10 protein-coding genes are annotated in these 17,286 nt (G+C 59.8%); 4 read left to right on the top strand and 6 right to left on the bottom strand.

The genetic code is table 11. The features are described 5' to 3' along the window. Nucleotides 1–112 precede the first annotated feature (112 nt). Nucleotides 113–430 (top strand): antibiotic biosynthesis monooxygenase family protein, encoded by a 318-nt coding sequence (locus ACP15N_RS03985; protein WP_425091600.1) that lies wholly within the window; start codon nucleotides 113–115, stop codon nucleotides 428–430. A gap of 277 nt (nucleotides 431–707) precedes the next feature. Here ACP15N_RS03985 and ACP15N_RS03980 read toward each other — a convergent pair whose 3' ends face one another. Continuing rightward, the gene (locus ACP15N_RS03980; protein ID WP_425090920.1) at nucleotides 708–6,728 is read right to left on the bottom strand and encodes a choice-of-anchor I family protein; all 6,021 of its coding nucleotides are present in this window, start codon (nucleotides 6,726–6,728) and stop codon (nucleotides 708–710) included. 525 nt (nucleotides 6,729–7,253) lie between these two features. Between ACP15N_RS03980 and ACP15N_RS03975 the strand changes: the two genes are divergently transcribed. Next, a complete protein-coding gene (locus ACP15N_RS03975; protein WP_425090919.1) occupies nucleotides 7,254–8,969 on the top strand; it encodes a type I secretion system permease/ATPase in 1,716 nt (571 codons plus the stop codon). Nucleotides 8,970–8,987: 18 nt separating this feature from the next. Continuing rightward, complete coding sequence (locus ACP15N_RS03970) at nucleotides 8,988–10,280, top strand: HlyD family type I secretion periplasmic adaptor subunit (RefSeq protein WP_425090918.1); 1,293 nt, start codon at nucleotides 8,988–8,990, stop codon at nucleotides 10,278–10,280. A 699-nt stretch (nucleotides 10,281–10,979) separates the two neighbouring features. Here the strand turns inward: ACP15N_RS03970 and ACP15N_RS03965 are convergent. From ACP15N_RS03965 to ACP15N_RS03945, 5 genes are all read right to left on the bottom strand, one after another. Further along, nucleotides 10,980–11,804 carry a metallophosphoesterase gene (locus tag ACP15N_RS03965; protein ID WP_425090917.1) on the bottom strand — a complete coding sequence of 275 codons (825 nt, stop codon included), beginning with the start codon at nucleotides 11,802–11,804 and terminating at the stop codon, nucleotides 10,980–10,982. A gap of 62 nt (nucleotides 11,805–11,866) precedes the next feature. Next, on the bottom strand, nucleotides 11,867–13,117 hold the full coding sequence (locus tag ACP15N_RS03960; protein WP_425090916.1) for an extracellular solute-binding protein: 1,251 nt from the start codon (nucleotides 13,115–13,117) through the stop codon (nucleotides 11,867–11,869). Between the two features lie 104 nt (nucleotides 13,118–13,221). Continuing rightward, nucleotides 13,222–14,145, bottom strand: a complete 924-nt coding sequence (locus ACP15N_RS03955) for a carbohydrate ABC transporter permease (protein WP_425090915.1) — start codon at nucleotides 14,143–14,145, stop codon at nucleotides 13,222–13,224. Beyond that, nucleotides 14,138–15,055 (bottom strand): carbohydrate ABC transporter permease, encoded by a 918-nt coding sequence (locus ACP15N_RS03950; protein ID WP_425090914.1) that lies wholly within the window; start codon nucleotides 15,053–15,055, stop codon nucleotides 14,138–14,140. Before ACP15N_RS03950 ends, ACP15N_RS03955 begins: the two co-directional genes overlap by 8 nt. A 4-nt stretch (nucleotides 15,056–15,059) precedes the next feature. Further along, complete coding sequence (locus tag ACP15N_RS03945) at nucleotides 15,060–16,193, bottom strand: ABC transporter ATP-binding protein (RefSeq protein WP_425090913.1); 1,134 nt, start codon at nucleotides 16,191–16,193, stop codon at nucleotides 15,060–15,062. A gap of 125 nt (nucleotides 16,194–16,318) precedes the next feature. On the opposite strand from ACP15N_RS03945, the gene ACP15N_RS03940 reads away from it, so the two are divergent. Then, on the top strand, nucleotides 16,319–17,176 hold the full coding sequence (locus tag ACP15N_RS03940) for a LysR family transcriptional regulator (RefSeq protein WP_425090912.1): 858 nt from the start codon (nucleotides 16,319–16,321) through the stop codon (nucleotides 17,174–17,176). Nucleotides 17,177–17,286: the final 110 nt, after the last annotated feature.

Raw genomic sequence — 17,286 nt, 5'->3', positions numbered from 1 at the left:
TCGAGGTTTTGTATGTTTTCACTATCTCGAAGCCGTCAGGGCGAGCCTTGGCAAACATGCACCCGCGCAAGAAGATGCGATACCTGCTAAAGTAAAAAGGGAGGAGGACCCGATGCTCAAGATTGATACAACTGCGGCATGCCAGACCGTCATCACCACGTTCGAATGCTCTCCCGGCACCTGCGCTGATCTACTCGACAAGCTGCAGGGAGCGTATCGCGATTTCATCTCCCAACAGCCCGGCTTCATCTCCGCGGGGTTGCACGTCAACGACGCGCAGACCCGGATAGCAAACTATTCGCAATGGGCGAAACGTGAGGACTTTCAGGCGATGCTCCGTAGCGAAGAGATGCGAGAGCGCAACCGCGAGATTGCCGGGCTTGCCACACGTTTCGAGCCGGTCATGTATGAGGTGGCAGGGGTATTCTGAGAGCCGTCCTGTCCCCCATGAACGGATGACCGATCGACACGCAGGCAATCCGTTCGACGTTTTCCGTGTGTCGCACCGGTTGTTCATGTCGGCCCTGAGGGCTGTTCGCGCAGCATCGCACTATGATGCCGGATACATGCCGCGGGGCAGGGACGTCCGCTGAGATGTCCCGGCGATATGAAACGGGATATCCTTATCAGGCACCAAAGTCTGAAACACGCAAAGAGCCGACGCAATCTTGCGCCGGCTCCTGTCTTGGTCGAGGTGCGATGGCAGATCAGACGAATTGCAGCTCGTCGCCGAAATCGAACACACCCAGCAGGGTAACCGTGCCCTGTGCATCGCCCTCTGCCGTGATGAGCGTTCCGCGTGCGCTCTCGGTCACTTCAAGAGAGACAGTGCCGAGGAACGCCAGTTCATCCTGGTTCACGTTGAAGTCCTGAATGGTGTCATTGCCGAACATCTCGTTGAACTCGAATGTGTCACGACCAAGCCCTCCGACCAGCAGGTCATCGCCTGCTCCGCCATTGATCAGGTCGCGGCCACCGTCCCCGAAGATGAAGTCACTGCCACCGTCGCCATTCAAGGTGTCGCGTCCACGCCCGCCGAAGATGGTGTCGTCCCCGTCACCGCCGAACACCGTGTCACGACCACCATCACCGAGGATCAGGTCATCCCCCGCGTTCCCGAAGATCGTGTCCCGGCCCCCAAGGCCAAGGATCGTATCACTCCTGCCGGTGCCTTCGAGGGTGTTGCGCCCGTTCGTTCCGACCAGCACCTCGCCGGGTGCGTTGGGATCTTCGATCAGGAAGCTGGCCACGATAGGCTCGTGGTCCGATGCGAACTGGGCGAAGTCCACGTTCAGGTGCACAACGTCCACCTCGACCCCTTCGAGCAGCTCGTCGGTGACGAAGATATGGTCAAGTGCCTGGCTGTTGCCCTGGAAGTTGAACGTGTAGGCCTCGTCACCCTCCATCTTTTCGATCAAGTTTGTGAGCACCTTCTCCTCTCCGACACCGGGCAGGTCTTCGGCCAGTTCGTCGGTGAATTCGAAGGTGTTGAGATCACCCAGAACGGAAATGCGGGCATCCGGATCATCCGCCAACAGAATGTCGACCACCTCGTTCAAGGCAAGGGCCTGCGCTTCGCGGGCATCTTCGGCAGCTTGCTCGAACGGCTGTGGCCCGCCAAAGATCGGGGTTGAGCCGAACCGGGACGACATGTGGTTGTTGATCAGCGTTACCTCCTGACCGTTGAACTCGAACACGCCGAGCAACGGATCACGGGTCCCATCGAAGGCATCCGAGTTGGCAACGCCCAGATCTGCAAGCACATCCGACTCAAGGGTCACGAACTCTTTGGCCTCGACGCGATCCTCGTTGTAGAGGAACGCGTTCCGGATGTTGCCGCCGGGGACGCCGCCGTTTTCGCCATCTTCGTCCACGATGGCGCTGACGAATGCATAGGTCGGACCTCCGGCCGCCTCGATCGCGTCGACTATCGCCTGAAGGGTCTGGTCTGCACTGAGCGTACCATCATTGGCAACGCCGCTGTCATCCTGAACCTCCTGCAGGGCAAGGATGTCCGGGGTGCCAAGGTTGTTGACGATCTGGTTGGCGAGCAGGTCGATCTGATCCGCATCGCCATCGGCTTCTGCGGCAGTGACATTGAGGATGTTGTACGTCGCCACCGACAAGCGGTCTGCGTCGCCAAGTACTTCCGTCACCTCCTTGTCATTCGATGTCGGCGCCTCGACCGCGAAAGCCTCCGTCACCTTGATCTCGAAATTCCCGAAAGCGTAGTCGACAACACCGGTCACATTGGACAGATCGTCACCGACGTTGATCTCTGGACGGTCGAACCCGTCGGGCAGCAGATCGCTGTCGTACTGGATCTGGATGCGCTCGGGGTTGAGATCACCAAACCCGTCAGGGTCTGCATTGATCGTCAGTCCGCCCCGATCATTCAGACCACCCGTGGGCGAGGTCACATTCGCACCGTCGTCCGCAACAACCCATGTTTCGCCAAAGCGATTGGTCGCAGAGATCGCGACCGGGTTGTCGACCGTGACGCGCATTCCTTCTAGGCTTTCGTAGAAATCGATGCCATCGGTTTCAGGATTGAACGTGCCCGGGTCGTCCTGAAGGTTGACCGGCAACTCGTCTACCGAGATTACCGTTTCTGTCGGCGGCGTGCGGCCCCCGGCACCAAGGACCGTGGCTTCGGGCAACGCGTTGCCGCTGCTGGTGATCTCGATGTCGGCGTTGGACAACTGTGTGGTCGACAGGTTGCCCGTGTCTGCGCCGCCCGGGATGGACTCGCTGACGACGCCGCGCAGATTGACCGCATCGCCCACAGACACGAGGTCCGGCGCGCCGTTTCCAGTGAACACGAAGATCGCATCCGACGTGGCATCATCGCCATCGCCATCGGGATCCTGCACGTAGAACCCAATCCGGTCGACGGCTGTGACGATCCCGCTGGTGCGGACTTCCTGTCCGTCAAAGGCAGAGACATGACCGGCCCCCTGAATTTCGGGAATGGTCTTGAACGGCGTGGCTGGCGTCAGATCGTAAACCACTGTCGACCCGGAAATCTCATAGGCCACCGCGATCTGGGCGTTGCCGGTGGTGCTGTCTTCGGCCGAGATGAACGCAATGGTCTCGGGGCCGTGTCGGGCCACTTCATCATCAGGGGTCGTGCCCACGAATTTCGGCGGGATATAGTTCACGAAGCTTGAGTTCGCAGGGTCCGTTATGTCGTAGATCATGATCCCGCTGTCACGCTCCAGCCCGATGAAGGCATAGGTCATGGCATCCACATCGCCGACGGCAATAGCCTCGGGTTCCGGGCCCTTGGCGTCGGACCGGTCCTCGTCCCCATCCGTGTCGCCGTCGTCATCGTTGAACCGTTCAGGCGCGAGGTTTGCGATGATCTGTTCAAACTCCGGACCGGAGTCGAACACGAGGTTTCCGTCCTCGTCGAAAATCGAAAAGGACCGCGAAGAAAACGTGTGCAGCACATCGATATCGCCGTCGCCATCCGTGTCGCCGTCAATTGTGGACACTTCCAGACGCTCAAGCCCGTTTATATCGACGCTTTCATCGATCAGACCGGCATCTGCCAAATCGCCCACACGGTCTTCGTCGAAACCGCGGCTGTCGCCTTCATTTGCTGTCGCAAAGTAGGTTGTGCCGTTGCTTTCAAAGCTGACGATCGAGTCTGCCATGCGGAACCCGACCAGATTGTCGAAGTTCGCAATGTCGATCACCCCGTCATCGTTCGGGTCGAGCTTGCTTTCGCTGCTGAAATCGACCGTTCCGAGGGAGAAGATGTCAATGACATCGCCTGTCTCGAGGTCGATCTTGGCAATGGCGTTGTTCTCCTGGAGCGAGACGAAGGCCGTCGTGCCGTCAGGACTGATCGCGATGTACTCGGGCTCCAGATCCTCGCCGATGCTGACGCCGTCCTGAACGCGGATCCCGGCATCACGGGCCAAGTCTTCGAGCCCGTTGAACATGCCGAAGTTGATCAGGTCCAGATCCGGGTTCTCGGGATCGGTGGTGTCGATGATTGCGACCGTGCCCATTGGATTGTCGTCATTGTCGCTGTCATCGTTCTTCTCACCTTCGCCCGCGACCAGCAACTGCGTGCCGTCGGCGTTGAAGGTGAGCATGTCGGGCAGGTTGCCGACACCGATCCTCGACAGAAGAGCGCCGCTATCTGCATCAAAGAGCGCGACAAAGCCGGGCTGAGAGAATTCCACCTCTGTCCCGAAGATCGACCGCTCAACATTTGCGGTCGAAATGGCTGCGGCGACCACGCCGTTTTTCACGGCGGCGGATTGCAGTCCGTCGAAGCCACTCAGTGTGGTCAGGTCGATGAAGCTGTTTGGTGTATCGGTCTGCGGCAGTTCGAAAATATCGATGCGCCCCAGTTCGCCGTTGGTGACGTAGAGCTTGCCGTCTTCGTGCACCACAACTTCGGAGGCACCATTGCCGCCGTCCCCTTCGAACTCCGCAACCACTTCGAACCGCAGCTCTTCGCTGGCGACCGGCACATCCACCGTATCGGTGCGCACCGACAGGTTCTGAATACGCGTGTCAGAGGCCGCATCGGTATCGGCGGCGTCGAAAGACTCAGGTCCATCCTTGGGGAAGTTCGCCTTCAGGAAATCCGAAAGCGCCTCCTGCTCGCCGATGCCGAGGTCGGTGACATCCGAGAAGGCCGAGAACGGGTATCCGTCACCGCCGCCGGCAAGGAAGTCCAGCGTCACCACCTTGATCGACGCAGGCGCACTGTTCGTCACCTCGCCATCGCGGACGATGATTTCAGTGACCTTACCCGTCTCGTCGATCAGAGCGACGTTCTTGATGCGTGTGCCTTCGGTCAGCACGCTGCCATCATCGTCCAGCACCTGCGCCGTGCCGTCTGGGTCAAACGAGAATCGGATACCGCCGACCTGCGGGAACTGACCGGGGGTCGCCCCTTCGGCGGTTGCCGCGACGCCGTGCTCAAGCACGATCTTCAGCTCTTCGGGGGTCAGTTCCACGGTCGCAAGGCCGTTGTTGAAGCGCAAGGCATTGTCGATGTCGAGCTCAGACACCTCACCCGCCTCTTTGCCCGACAGCGGGTTGGCGGCGGTGGGCAGCAGCGAACTTGTGCCATCGCCGTTATCCACCAACTGGCCAATGGGGGCGCGGATGCCGCCCCCGTTCTTGATCGAGACCAATACGTCCTCGTCGACTTCCTGTGCTGCGACAAGGTTCGCGTCCGCAGTCAGGTTGCCGAAGTTGGTTTCCTCAGTTCTGACCGAAGCGCGTTCCCCGTTCAGGAACACCGACACCTCGCCCGCGATATCCCCGTCGAGCGCCGTTACGATCTGGGTCACTGTGTTCGTCAGGTTCTGCACGTCCGTCGCCGCCTGCGACGCGGCGATGGCGTCCTCGAGCGTTGCGGCGCCGGTTACGTCGATGACCCCCTGTTCGTCGGTGGCAAAGGCCCCGGAGATGTTTTCATCGATCGAGGCCGGGTTCAGGATGCCATTGTCGTCAAACTCGACCACCAGACGCCCGACATAGGAATACTCCCCATCGGTCGAGACGACTGCCGTCGGGTTGCCGTCGGCATCCGAAACGATCGCCGGATAAGGCTGATCAGCGGTGTCTCCCGGGCGCAAGCGATCCTGACTGTCGGCGTTGATGGTGTCCGACCCGCCCGCGATGATCACATCCACACCGCGCAGCAGGGACGCGAGTTCCTGCTCGAGCGCGAATTGCTGCAAGTGGCTGACCAGCACGACCTTGTTGACATCGTCCCCGGTGCCAAGCGTGTCGTCCGCCCCGTCGATCAGATCGTCGATCACCGGCTGTAGTGTAGCAGCAAGGGCCGCCATATCGTTTGTACCATTGCTGGACACGTCGTTTATCGTGCCAGGGGACGAGATGGACGCGACCAACTGCGTCGTGGCACCGACGACGCCAACCTGCTCGCCACCGGCGTCAATCACTGTGGCTTGGGCGATCTTGTCGTCGTTGGAGTCCGACCCCCGGAATTCCGGGTCATTGGGGTCGTCGCGCGCGCTTAGCAAGTCCGACTGAAAGTCCGTGTTGGGCAGAATTTCGTCTGTGAAGAGCGGCCCGACATCAAAATCCTGAGAAAAGTCGAGATTCGCGCTCAGATACGGGAACTGAACACCCGGGGTGTCGACCTCCTGCAGGTAGTTGGGCGTACCGAACCGCCCCGACGACAGCGAATTCCCCTCTTCGCTGTCGTAGTTGATGATGTTCTCGAAAACATCGGTACCCGCGTCGAACTCGTGGTTGCCGATGGCGGATGCGTCCACCCCCAGCGCGTTCAGGATCGCAACATCAAGGCGACCGCTATTGGTGTCGATCTCCTCGAAATAGTCTTTGAACCCGTCACTGTTGATGTCCGTGGTGTAAACCTCGTCAAACGTAACCGTCCCGGCGGTAATCTGGTCTGCGATCTCGGAATTATCGAAGAAACCATCGCCGTTCGTGTCCGCAGACGCGTTCAGAACCGACGTGTCGATCAGCCCGAAGAACGCGTTGTAGAAGCCCTCGTATGTCGCCGAAAGTGAGAAGTCGCCACCGGCATTGAAGAACGGACCCGGGATGTAGTTGTCACCTGCGGACAGAAGGATCGACGCGATACCCTGGTTCGATGCGTCGGTCTCCAGTGCGTTCACAATCGCAGTGAAATTCGGTGCGTTTTCAATCGCATCAAGTCCGCCTTCCAAATCCGAGGCGTGCAAAATCTGTAGTGTGAAAGGCATTCGGCAAACTCCTGAGCGCTGATGTTCAGCTCGACGATCAAAATCGGGAGGAACAGATCAAACAGATCTCGGGACGTGGTAAGAAGCGACGCGCCTCGATCAAGCCCCGAACGCCCACGCGGACGCCCCCCGGAAACAGGAGCTAGGCCGCCAACATCACGGGTTTGTATTGGTTGGATAACGGGTATGTAAAATTGATCGCATAACGGGGCCGCATTTTTTGTCGTGGTTGATTCAATGTCATCGAAAACGACATTCGCCGTTTCTATCGGGCAATCCCAAGCACCCGTTTATCCAATGATGTTTCAAACAAATCCGTTGCCGCGTGATGCTTGGCCCCAAGCATTGCGTGGTTTCCGAGCTTTTAACTCTGTTGAAACCCGGCCCGTGTTTTTTGGGCGTGACGTCATCCGGGTGACACATCCAACCGGTTGAAGGATGGGGCGGATGTCGTTTGTGGGCATCCGTTGCGTCAGGAACAGAGCTTTGTGGTGCCTTCAGGTGCCAGTTTTGATGGAGGTTTGAGTGCGGGCCCGATTGGTTTTCATTGCTGTATTCAGCCTGTTCATCAACCTCCTGATGCTGACCGGTCCTCTGTTCATGCTGCAGGTATATGACCGCGTGCTGTCCTCCCGGTCGGAGGCGACGCTGGTTGCGTTGTTTGTGCTTGTCGCGTTTCTGTATCTCGCGATGGGTGTCCTCGACTTTGTGCGCGGACGTATCGGTGCACGCATCGGCGCGGATTTTCAGGCGCGCCACGATCTGGATGCGTTTCGCGGGTCGCTGAGTGCCCCACCGGAGATGCGCAAGGAGAGTATGACCGCGTTGGGTGATGTGGAGGCCGTGCGCCGGTTCTTTTCCGCACCTGTTTTCGGGGCCCTGTTCGATGTCCCGTTCACGCCGCTTTTCATTGCCGCGATCTTCCTGTTTCACCCCTTGCTGGGCTGGTTGGCCGTTGGCGGTGCGCTGACGATGATCACGCTTTCGCTGTTGAACCAGGCACTCTCTGCAAGTCCGGCAAAGCGTGCGGCGCAAACCGCCGCTTCTGCAACCCGATACGGCGAAACACTGCGGATGGAGCCGGACACGGTGCGTGCACTGGGCATGACGGAAACGGCATCGAACCGATGGAGGGAAAAACGCAGTACCGCACTGGAAACGGACATGACCGTGTCCGACCTCAATGGCGGCTTCGGGTCGATCTCCAAGGCGATCCGCCTGTTCTTGCAGTCCGCGATGCTGGCGCTCGGTGCATGGTTGGTCTTACAGGACCAGTTGACGCCCGGCGCCATGATCGCCGGATCAATTCTGCTCGGACGGGCCCTCGCCCCCGTGGAGCAGATCATCGGGGGGTGGGCGCTCGTGACGCGTGCACGCGCGGGTTGGGCCTCTTTACGGCGTTTGGCAGAGGCCGTTCCGAAGCCGCCAAAGCGCACCAGACTCAATCCGCCCGCGGCTAACCTGGAGGCCGCGTCAGTCAGTGTCTACGCGCCCGGACGCACTAAGCCCTTGCTCTCGAACATCAACTTCAAGCTCGAACCCGGCAGCGCTGTCGGTGTCATCGGAGAAAGCGCATCCGGAAAATCGACCCTCGCGCGGGTTCTGACCGGGCTTTGGCAGCCGGCAACAGGCTCAATTCGTCTGGATGGTGCCAGTCTAGATCAGTTCGGCCGGACAGGGCTCGCAGAGTATGTTGGCTATCTTCCGCAGGAGATCGTCCTGTTCGATGGCACCGTTGCCGAGAACATCTCGCGCCTTGCTGAAAACCCGGACCCCAAGGCCATCATCGCCGCTGCCGAGCGTGCGGGGGCACATGACATGATTCTCGGTCTTCCCGACGGGTATGACAGTCGCGTTGGCGACGGCGGCATCAAGCTGTCGGGCGGGCAGAAACAGCGCATCGGTCTGGCCCGGGCGATGTTTGGTGATCCGGTGATCCTCGTTCTCGATGAACCCAATTCCAATCTGGACGCCGCTGGCTCCGCGGCCGTGAACCGGGCCATTCGAGAGATGAAGGAAAACGGGCGGATCGTGATCGTGATGGCGCACCGCCCGGCCGCCATCGCCGAGTGTACGCAGATCATGATGATCAGGGATGGCAAGATCGCCGCATTCGGCCCCAAGGACGATGTGCTGAGGGAAGTGCTTCGCAGGCAGGACAGCGCCCCGGATCCCGCCGCACCTCCGCCTGCGCGTGGCGCGGAAGTCGTCTACTCCCTCCAGGGCTCCACACGGCAATAGAAGGGGCGCATCTCAGTCATGAAAACATGGAACTCGAAGGGTCTTCATCTCATCGGCGCGACAACGATCATGCTGTTGGTGGGCGGCCTTGGAGCCTGGGGTACCCAGGCGCAACTGGCCGGCGCCGTGATCGCACCGGGCCTGATCGAGGTCGAAGGCCGCAGCCAGGTGATCGAGCATCCCGATGGTGGCATCGTCCGGGATGTTCTCGTCGAGGAAGGCGACCTTGTGGCGGCGGGCGACATTGTCCTGCAGCTGGATGGGTCCGACCTGAACGCGGAACTCGGTATCATCCAGGGGCAACTCAACGAAGCGGAGGCAAGAGCGCTCAGGCTGCGTGCGGAACTGGACGGGGCTGACCGGATCACCACCAGTCCCGCATTTGCCGCGCGCCTCAGGCAGGAGGCCGATCTTGCCGAGGTATTCGAGGGGCAGGTGCGCCTGTTCGCGGCGCGCAGTGAAACCTTTGACAGAACGGTGGAGTCGCTGCTCGATCAGCAGGCGCAGATCCGCAACGAGATCGACGGCCAACGCGCACAGGATGCGTCGTTTCGTGAACAGCTGACACTCGTGGAGGAGGAACTGGCCGGTCTCGATGATTTGCTTGAGCGCGGCCTGACCATGCGGTCTCAGGTCCTCGAGGTCCGGCGGGAACAAGCGCAGCTGGTTGGCGCGCAGGGCGAGTTGCACGCCGCCATTGCCCGCAACAAGGGGCGCATTGTCCAGATCGATACCGAGTTGCTGCGCATCACAGCAGAACGGCGAGAGGAAACCCTGAGCGCGTTTCGGGACCTGTCGGTGTCGCTCGCCGAACTGAACGAACGCAAGCGCGCATTGCAGGTTCAACGCGACCGGCTGGCGCTGACCTCTCCGATCTCCGGCATCGTGCACAGCCTCGCCGTGACGTCCCGGAACTCGGTGATCCGACCGGACGAGCCGGTCCTGTTCGTCGTTCCGCAAGATACGCGCCTTGTCATCGCCGCGCGTATCAACGCGACCGATGTGGATGCGATCTATCCCGGTCAGGACGCGGTCTTGCGCTTCTCGGCTTTCGCGGCCCGCACCACGCCGGAAGTGTCCGGCACACTCGACCGCATCTCTCCGGACGTCCTCGTGGATGACACCACCGGCGCACAGTATTATTCGGCGTATCTGAGTGTTTCCGATGCGGAGATCGAAGCCCTCGACGGGCGCCGCCTTGTGCCCGGAATGCCGGTTGAAAGCTTCATTCAAACCGAGAGCCGAACGCCGCTGGCGTACCTGGTCCAGCCCTTCACGGACTACTTCAACCGCGCGTTCCGGGAAGAATAGATCCACGAAAGTGGAGGGCATCGAGCATGCTGCTGTTTGCGGGGGCTGCGAACCCGCGGCATGACCTTGCTACACGTTTTCCGAACGGGCCCCGCGATGCTGGCCGCCTTTTCGCGCAGCGTTCCACTCGCGATCCGGGAAAGGACCGATCGCGCGATGGCGGGAAGGTTGGGATCTGTTCCCGCGCATTCGTGGCGCTGTCCGTGACCCGGTCTGTCTTGCACCGCCTGCGCGCATCTCAGAGATTGATGTGACCGCTAGACTTGGCTGGAACCGGGCACGGCCGCTATGGTTCACATGAGGTCTGGGGAAGACCGGTTTGCCAACGCGGACGCACATTTTTATCAACGGTTCCGACCGACGGTGCGAACGAACGCGGCGGATTTTTTGGGGGTGCGTCCTTCGGCGGACGGCAGAGGCTCCGACGGAACACAGGCACGACGGTCAGGTCGCAACGCCTGCGCCGAAGTCTTTGCAACTTTGAAACCTACTTTTGGCGCGACACCGAGATGCCCGAAGGTGCGTTCCGTCTTTGCGAGACCCCAAATGCCTTCGCCTGCCTCAGATCGCGCCGTTCCGCAGGAGGCTGCGCGCTTGTTTTGGTCCCGAAACCACCTCTGATGCCGATCAACACTGCGCGCAGATATCTCGTGACCGTTCCGCAAGCCGACTTGGGTCGGAAAATCAATTACCTGAGCGCTACCGGACCATTGTCATCCTGTCCCAGTCGGCGTACTCGGGCGAGCCTTCCCCCTTGATGTCGCCGTCATAGCCGAACTCGACCATATGCAGGAGGGTCGAGGCTTGCGTTGCAAAGGCGACCGCGTAGGCCTCTGGCAGGTCCGCCGAGGACAACAGTCGGGTCGCTGCAAAATCAGCCCAGCCCGCATGGTTCGTACCGCGTGGGGCGGAAAACGGCACACCGTGGAGAGAGCCGCACAATGGCAAATGGCAATGGCCGTGGAAGATATGGCGGATTTTCCGGGCGAAAGGTCGGATTGTCTCGCCGAACAGATCGGCATCAAGCAGCATGATCTTGTCCATGGGCGCGACGCGGACAGGCACCGGGTTGTGGTGCATGAAAATCCAGACCGGGCCTTCTACCTGTTCGAGCTGTTTGGTGAGCCAGCGTGCGCGCGTTTCGCAGAAATGCCCGGCATGGGTCTCGGGTCCCCACGTGTCGAGGCAGATTGCTGTCCCGAGCGAGAGGGGGACCGTGTATTGAACATGTCCATCCGCATTTGCAAGCTCCGGAAACTCCTTAAGGAAGGTCGGTCTTTCGTCATGGTTTCCGATCAGGAGATGGATCGGAACCGTCGTATTCGCAATGCGCTTTCTGAGCCGTGCATAGTCCTCGGCATCACCCCAGTCGGAGAGATCTCCGGTGATAAAGAGCGCTTCTGCATCCCGGTGCTTGTGCAGGGCATCTTGTAGCGCCTTTTCGAAGTTGGCGTTGGGATCGCGGCCGCCGATCGTGTTGCCGGGCCTTGTCAGATGAATATCGGTGAGGTGCAGCAGTTTCATGTCGTATTCCTGGAACTGTCCCCGGGCAGGTGAACCGCCCGGGGTGTCGACATCCGAAGTGTTTACTGGATGAGGTCCTGAACTTCTTCGGTCAGCTCTTCCTGCAGCTCCGCCATGTCATCGAATTCACCTGTCACGATGCCTTCGAGCCCGTCATAGATGACTTGGGTCGCTGCAAGGCCATTGTCACCCGGATAAGCCTGCCATTCGCGCAAGAGCGGCAGTTGGCGCACGGCTGTCGCCTTCGCCGGGTTTTCCTCATAGAAATCCTTGAGGATGATCTCGTTGGCTGCCTGGTTGGGTGGCATGTAGCCGGTCGTCCGCGCCACATCGGCGGCCCCTTCGCCAGACGTGATGAACTTCAGCCATTTCCATGCTGCGTCGAGCTCTGCCGGATCTTCGGAGGTCGACACCAGCATCGCGGAGTTTCCGCCAGCGGGCAGGCCCATGGGGCCATCGGCGCTCAGCCCGGGAAACTCGCTTGTCACAAGCGTGAACTCGCCCATCGCGCGCTCCACCGCGCCGACAGCGGAGGTGGACCAGTACATCATGCCGATATCACCGGCGGAGAAGGACGCAAGAGCCGCTTTCCATTCGAGGTTCTGCATTTCACATCCCCGAAAAATCGTCCGCATCGTGTTCAGCGCGGTCAGGCCTTCGGGGGTATCCAGTTGAAAATCCGCGCCCTCAACCGTGGGTTTGTCCTGGCTCCACATAAGGGCTTGCAGGAACCAGTTACCGGTGATGTTCCATCCCCAGAACATCGGGTTTTCGACACCGGCTTCGCGCAGGCGCACGCAGGCCTGCACGACCTCTTCCCAGGTTGTCGGCAAGTTGGTCTCGTCGTAGCCAGCCTTCGCCATCGTTTCCATGTTGTAGTAGCCAACCGGAAGCGAGATGGAGAACGGCAGACCGTAGACATCCCCATCAAAGGTGCCCAGATCGAGCATGGCCTTGTGATAGCCATCCTTCGCGAAATCGTCTTCGTCCGCGATGAACGGCTCAAGGGATTTGGCAATGCCCTTCTCAACAAGAATTGCCTGGCGATTCAGGCCCTGCATGGTCACATCCGGCAGTGTTCCGGCCACGGCTTCGCGCAGGATGGTATTGGTTCCATCCTCGTAGCTTTCGTAGGTCGCGCGCATCTTCACTTCGATGTTCGGATACGCCTCGTAGAACTTCGGCAGGATCCGCTCGTAGGTCACATCGAACAGGTGGCTGTAGGGATAGGCGAACTCGATGACGATCTTGTCTTCCGCCAGCGCCGGGCCTGCGAGCAGGACAAGCGCCATTGCAGTGCTGAGTTTTTTCATTACTTTCTCCTGATAACTCGGGCTCTGGAGGTTTGGCGATTGACAGAGCCCTGGGTGAACTTCCCTGACGTGGGAATGGTTGATGGGGCGGCGCGTGCGTCGCCTCATTTCATGCCGGATAACGTGATCCCTTCGATGAAGCGGCGCTGTGCCAGCAGGAAACAGACGATCAGCGGGGTCACGATGATGCAGGCCGTGGCCATCATCGGTCCGAAATTGTCCCCGTCCGCGTCGCCTTTGAATTCGCGCAGACCAAGGGGCGGCGTGAACAGTTCTCGATTGCCGGTGATGACAATTCGCGGCCAGAAATAGTCGTTCCAGTGGGCCACGACCGAGAAGATGCCAAAGGCCATGAGCGCCGGGATCGCCGTGGGCAACATGACCTGCCAGATAATCCCGTACTCGCTCATCCCGTCCATTCGGGCGGCATCGATCAGATCATCCGGCACGGTCATGAAGAATTGCCGCATCAGGAAGATGCCGAAGACGGAAATCGTCCAGGGAATGATCAGCGCAGCGTACGAGTTCGTCAGGCCCAATTTGGCCAGCATGATGTAAAGCGGCAGTGCGATGGCGTGGACCGGGATCAGCAGACAGAACAGCACAAGACCGAACACAGCCTCGCGCCCCCAAAACCGTAGCTTGGCCAGCGCATAGGCGCAGGGCAGGGCAACGATCACCTGAATAAGAAAGATCGAGACCGTTACGATCACGCCGTTCAGAAGGTACCGCAGAAGCGGCGCTTTTTCGAAGGCGGTTGTGTAGTTGTAGACGATCGGATTGACCATGCAGTCTTCGACCGCGTTGCCGAGCTTGACGCAGAAATCATCGCGAAACGGCTCTTGCGTGCCAAGGAACCCACCGGTTTGCTGCATGATCTCGGCAGGCGATTTGAGTGACAGGCTGGCCATCGTGTAGAATGGCAGCAGTACGATCAGCGCGCCGAGGATCAGAACCGCATGTTTGATCGTCTCGTTCGTCGAGAACGCTGAGCTGCGGGCCAGCTGGGCGCTTGTCATGTCAGACATAATGCGTCCTCCGCTCAACCAGCCAGCGCTGGATCAGGGTCAGGGCCATCACGAAGCCGAGGAATACGACCGTAATCGCCGCACCGATCCCCATGAGGTTTTGCTGAATGCCCTTCTCGTAGATGGCAAACATCATCACGTAGACAGACTTCGAGGGTCCTCCGCCCTGCGGGTAGAAGGCCTCCACCATGTCGAAGACCTGAAAGGATCGGATGAAACTGATTGTCACAACAAACACGGTCGTCGGCCCAAGAAGCGGCCATGTGACAAGGCGGAACCGCTCCCACCCGGAGGTCGTCCCATCCATCTCCGCCGCGTCATAAAGCGACGGCGGGATCGACGACAAACCGGCAAGGTAGAGGACCATGTTAAAGCCGAAACCCTGCCAGACCCCGATAAAGCAAACCGTCCAGATAGCGTAGTCGCGGTCCGTGAGCCAAAGCGGAAAGCTGCGGGCACAGCCGTTTGCGTACCAGGTCCAGGTTTCGAGGAAGGTGCCGCACCCACGTTCGAGGGTTGCGTTTACGATCCCGATGGTGGGGTGAAAGGCAAATTCCCAGACGATTGCCATGGCGATCAGAGCGGCCATGACGGGCAGAAAGTAGATTGTCTTGTAGACATCTCCGAACCGGGTGAGCGAGTGGATGAGCAAAGCAGCACCCAGACCAAGGCCCACGGTCAACGGCACAACGACAAACACGTAGCGGAAGGTCGCGCCGAACATCTTCTCGTAGGTCGTGCGGGTAAAGATGCGCTCATAGTTCTCAAGGCCCACGTAGTTCGCGCCGGTGTTGCCAAGGGAGTAGTCCGTCAGGCTGAGCCCGCCCGCGATCAGGATCGGCAGCAGAAGGATCACGACCATCAGAAAAAGCGCCGGACCAACAAACCAAAGATGGGCTCTGGATGTCATGGCGCTAAGCCACTTCCCTGGTGGCAACGGGGGGGCGGAGGCGGTTTCCGTCAGCCGAAAAAATCAACATCTGCGTGCGGTCGAAATCAAACTGGATATTCGCACCGATCCCCATGTCCTGAGCGCGCGCAGGCTCCGATCTGAGCACGATGACCTTGTCTTGCCCGTGGACGCCGATATGAAGAAAAATGTCTGCACCAAGGTTTTCGCGATGCTTTACGATCCCGCGAAACCTTCCGCTTTCAGACAGGAACCCATGTTCGGGGCGCAGCCCGAAGCTGACCGGTTGTGCGACCTGTTTCGGGAGAACACCGAGCGTCTCTCCCCAGAGGTCGAGGCGCCCATCTGCGTGCACATCCCCAGCAAGGATGTTGATGGCCGGTGATCCGATAAACCGTGCCACTTCAATGGTTTCCGGGTCGGTGTAAATCTTGTCCGGGGGCCCAAGCTGCAAGATGCGCCCCTTCATCATGACGGCCATGCGGTCGGACATGGTCAGCGCTTCGGCCTGATCGTGGGTGACGTAAACGAATGTCGTTTTGAGCCTGCGGTGCAATTCCGAAAGCTCAGCCCGCATGTGGACCCGCAGGGCCGCGTCGAGGTTTGATAGCGGCTCGTCCATTAGGAATGCCACAGGTTCGCGGACCATGGCGCGCCCCAGCGCCACGCGCTGGCGCTGTCCGCCTGAGAGTTGTCCGGGTCTTCGGTCCAGAAGAGCCGAGATTTCGAGGGTTTTCGCGACGCCTTCGACCTTGCTGCGGAGCGACCGGTAGGTCTTGCGCGCAACGAGGGGCCCGATGATCGGAAGTCTTGCCACGGCCCCGAGTTCCCGCATCCTGAGCGGTGTCATCATATTGTCCGCAACACTCAAATGCGGATAAAGCGCGTAGCTCTGGAAAACCATGGCCAGGTCGCGGTCCGCGGGGCGAATATTGGTGACATCTGTCCCGTTGATCTCCACCCGTCCACCGTCAGCGTGTTCAAGGCCCGACAGAATCCGCAAAAGCGTCGATTTTCCACAGCCCGATGGCCCGACCAGGGTGACGAACTCACCTTCTGCGATATCGAGAGATACGCCTTTCAGGACAGATGTACTGCCGAAAGACTTCTCGATCTTCTGCAAAGAGATTTGCGCCAAGGCCGCCTCCGATGGTCGCTACGAAGGTCAGCATGGCAATGCTTGGTCTCGATTCCGTGACGTCATATTAGTGCGACTAATACCTGCAACAGTGGGCACGTCAGGAACATCAAGAGTGGAAGCGGATGCCCAACGCGCAACGCGTCAAAGCCCTCGCGCATGCGGTGCGGGAGGGCAGCTTCTCCGCGGCGGCGCGGCGCATGGGGCTGTCTCAATCGGCCGTCTCCCAGCATATCTCCAAACTTGAAACGGAGGTTGGCGCGCAGCTTCTGGTGCGGGGCAGGGACGGCATCACTCTGACCGCGACCGGTCAGGAGCTCTTTGAACTGGCCGATGAGTTTGCCGCGCTCGACCAGCAGATCACCGAACGCTTGCGCGGTCATGCGCAGCTGGACCGGGGACATCTGAAGATCATCGCCAATGCGCCACAACCCGCCTTGTCGTTGATCGAGCGCTACACCTCGCGGTACGACAACATCTCGGTGGACTTCGCACTTTTTGACTGGGCCTCCGCCATGGATCGCGTGAAGTCAAAACGGGTCGATATCGCGCTTATCACGGCACCTGCGCCGCAGCCCGATCTGGTCGTAATCCCGATTGTCGAAGCGAAATACGTGCTCTACGCGCGGATCGATCATCCGTTGGCTGCGCGCGAGCGCGTGCGGCTCCAAGACGTCGCGGCGCATACTCTGGTTCTTCCCGAAAAGGGGTCGCTTACACAGCGTGTTGTAACGCAAGCCCTTGAAAACGCAAATCTAGTCCCGCATCGCATTGTCACCATGACCACGTTTCCGGTCATGAAGGAGGCGATCCTTCAAGGCGTTGGGGTTGGTATTTTCTTGCAGAACAGCTCCGTCGCGGAAGAACGACTTCGGGAGGTGGAGATCGAGGACTTGCAGCAGAACTACTCGACCGCCATCGTCATCCCGAAACACAAATACGGCTTGAGGATCACCAGAAGTTTTCTGGAGATACTCGACTAGAAAGCTGTCGGGCTTCCTCTTGGGCAAGAGGCAGCGCCGTTGTGCGACGGCCTTGGACGCCCGGGACGTGTGCAACACGCTGCAAGCGTTTCTTTGCCTGCGTCTCGCCC

Origin of the sequence: Tropicimonas sp. S265A (genome assembly GCF_049800835.1) — a bacterium.
Taxonomy (GTDB): Bacteria; Pseudomonadota; Alphaproteobacteria; order Rhodobacterales; family Rhodobacteraceae; genus Dinoroseobacter.
Note: the sequence above shows the minus strand (reverse complement) of the source record. Positions and strands in the feature narration are given on the sequence as shown.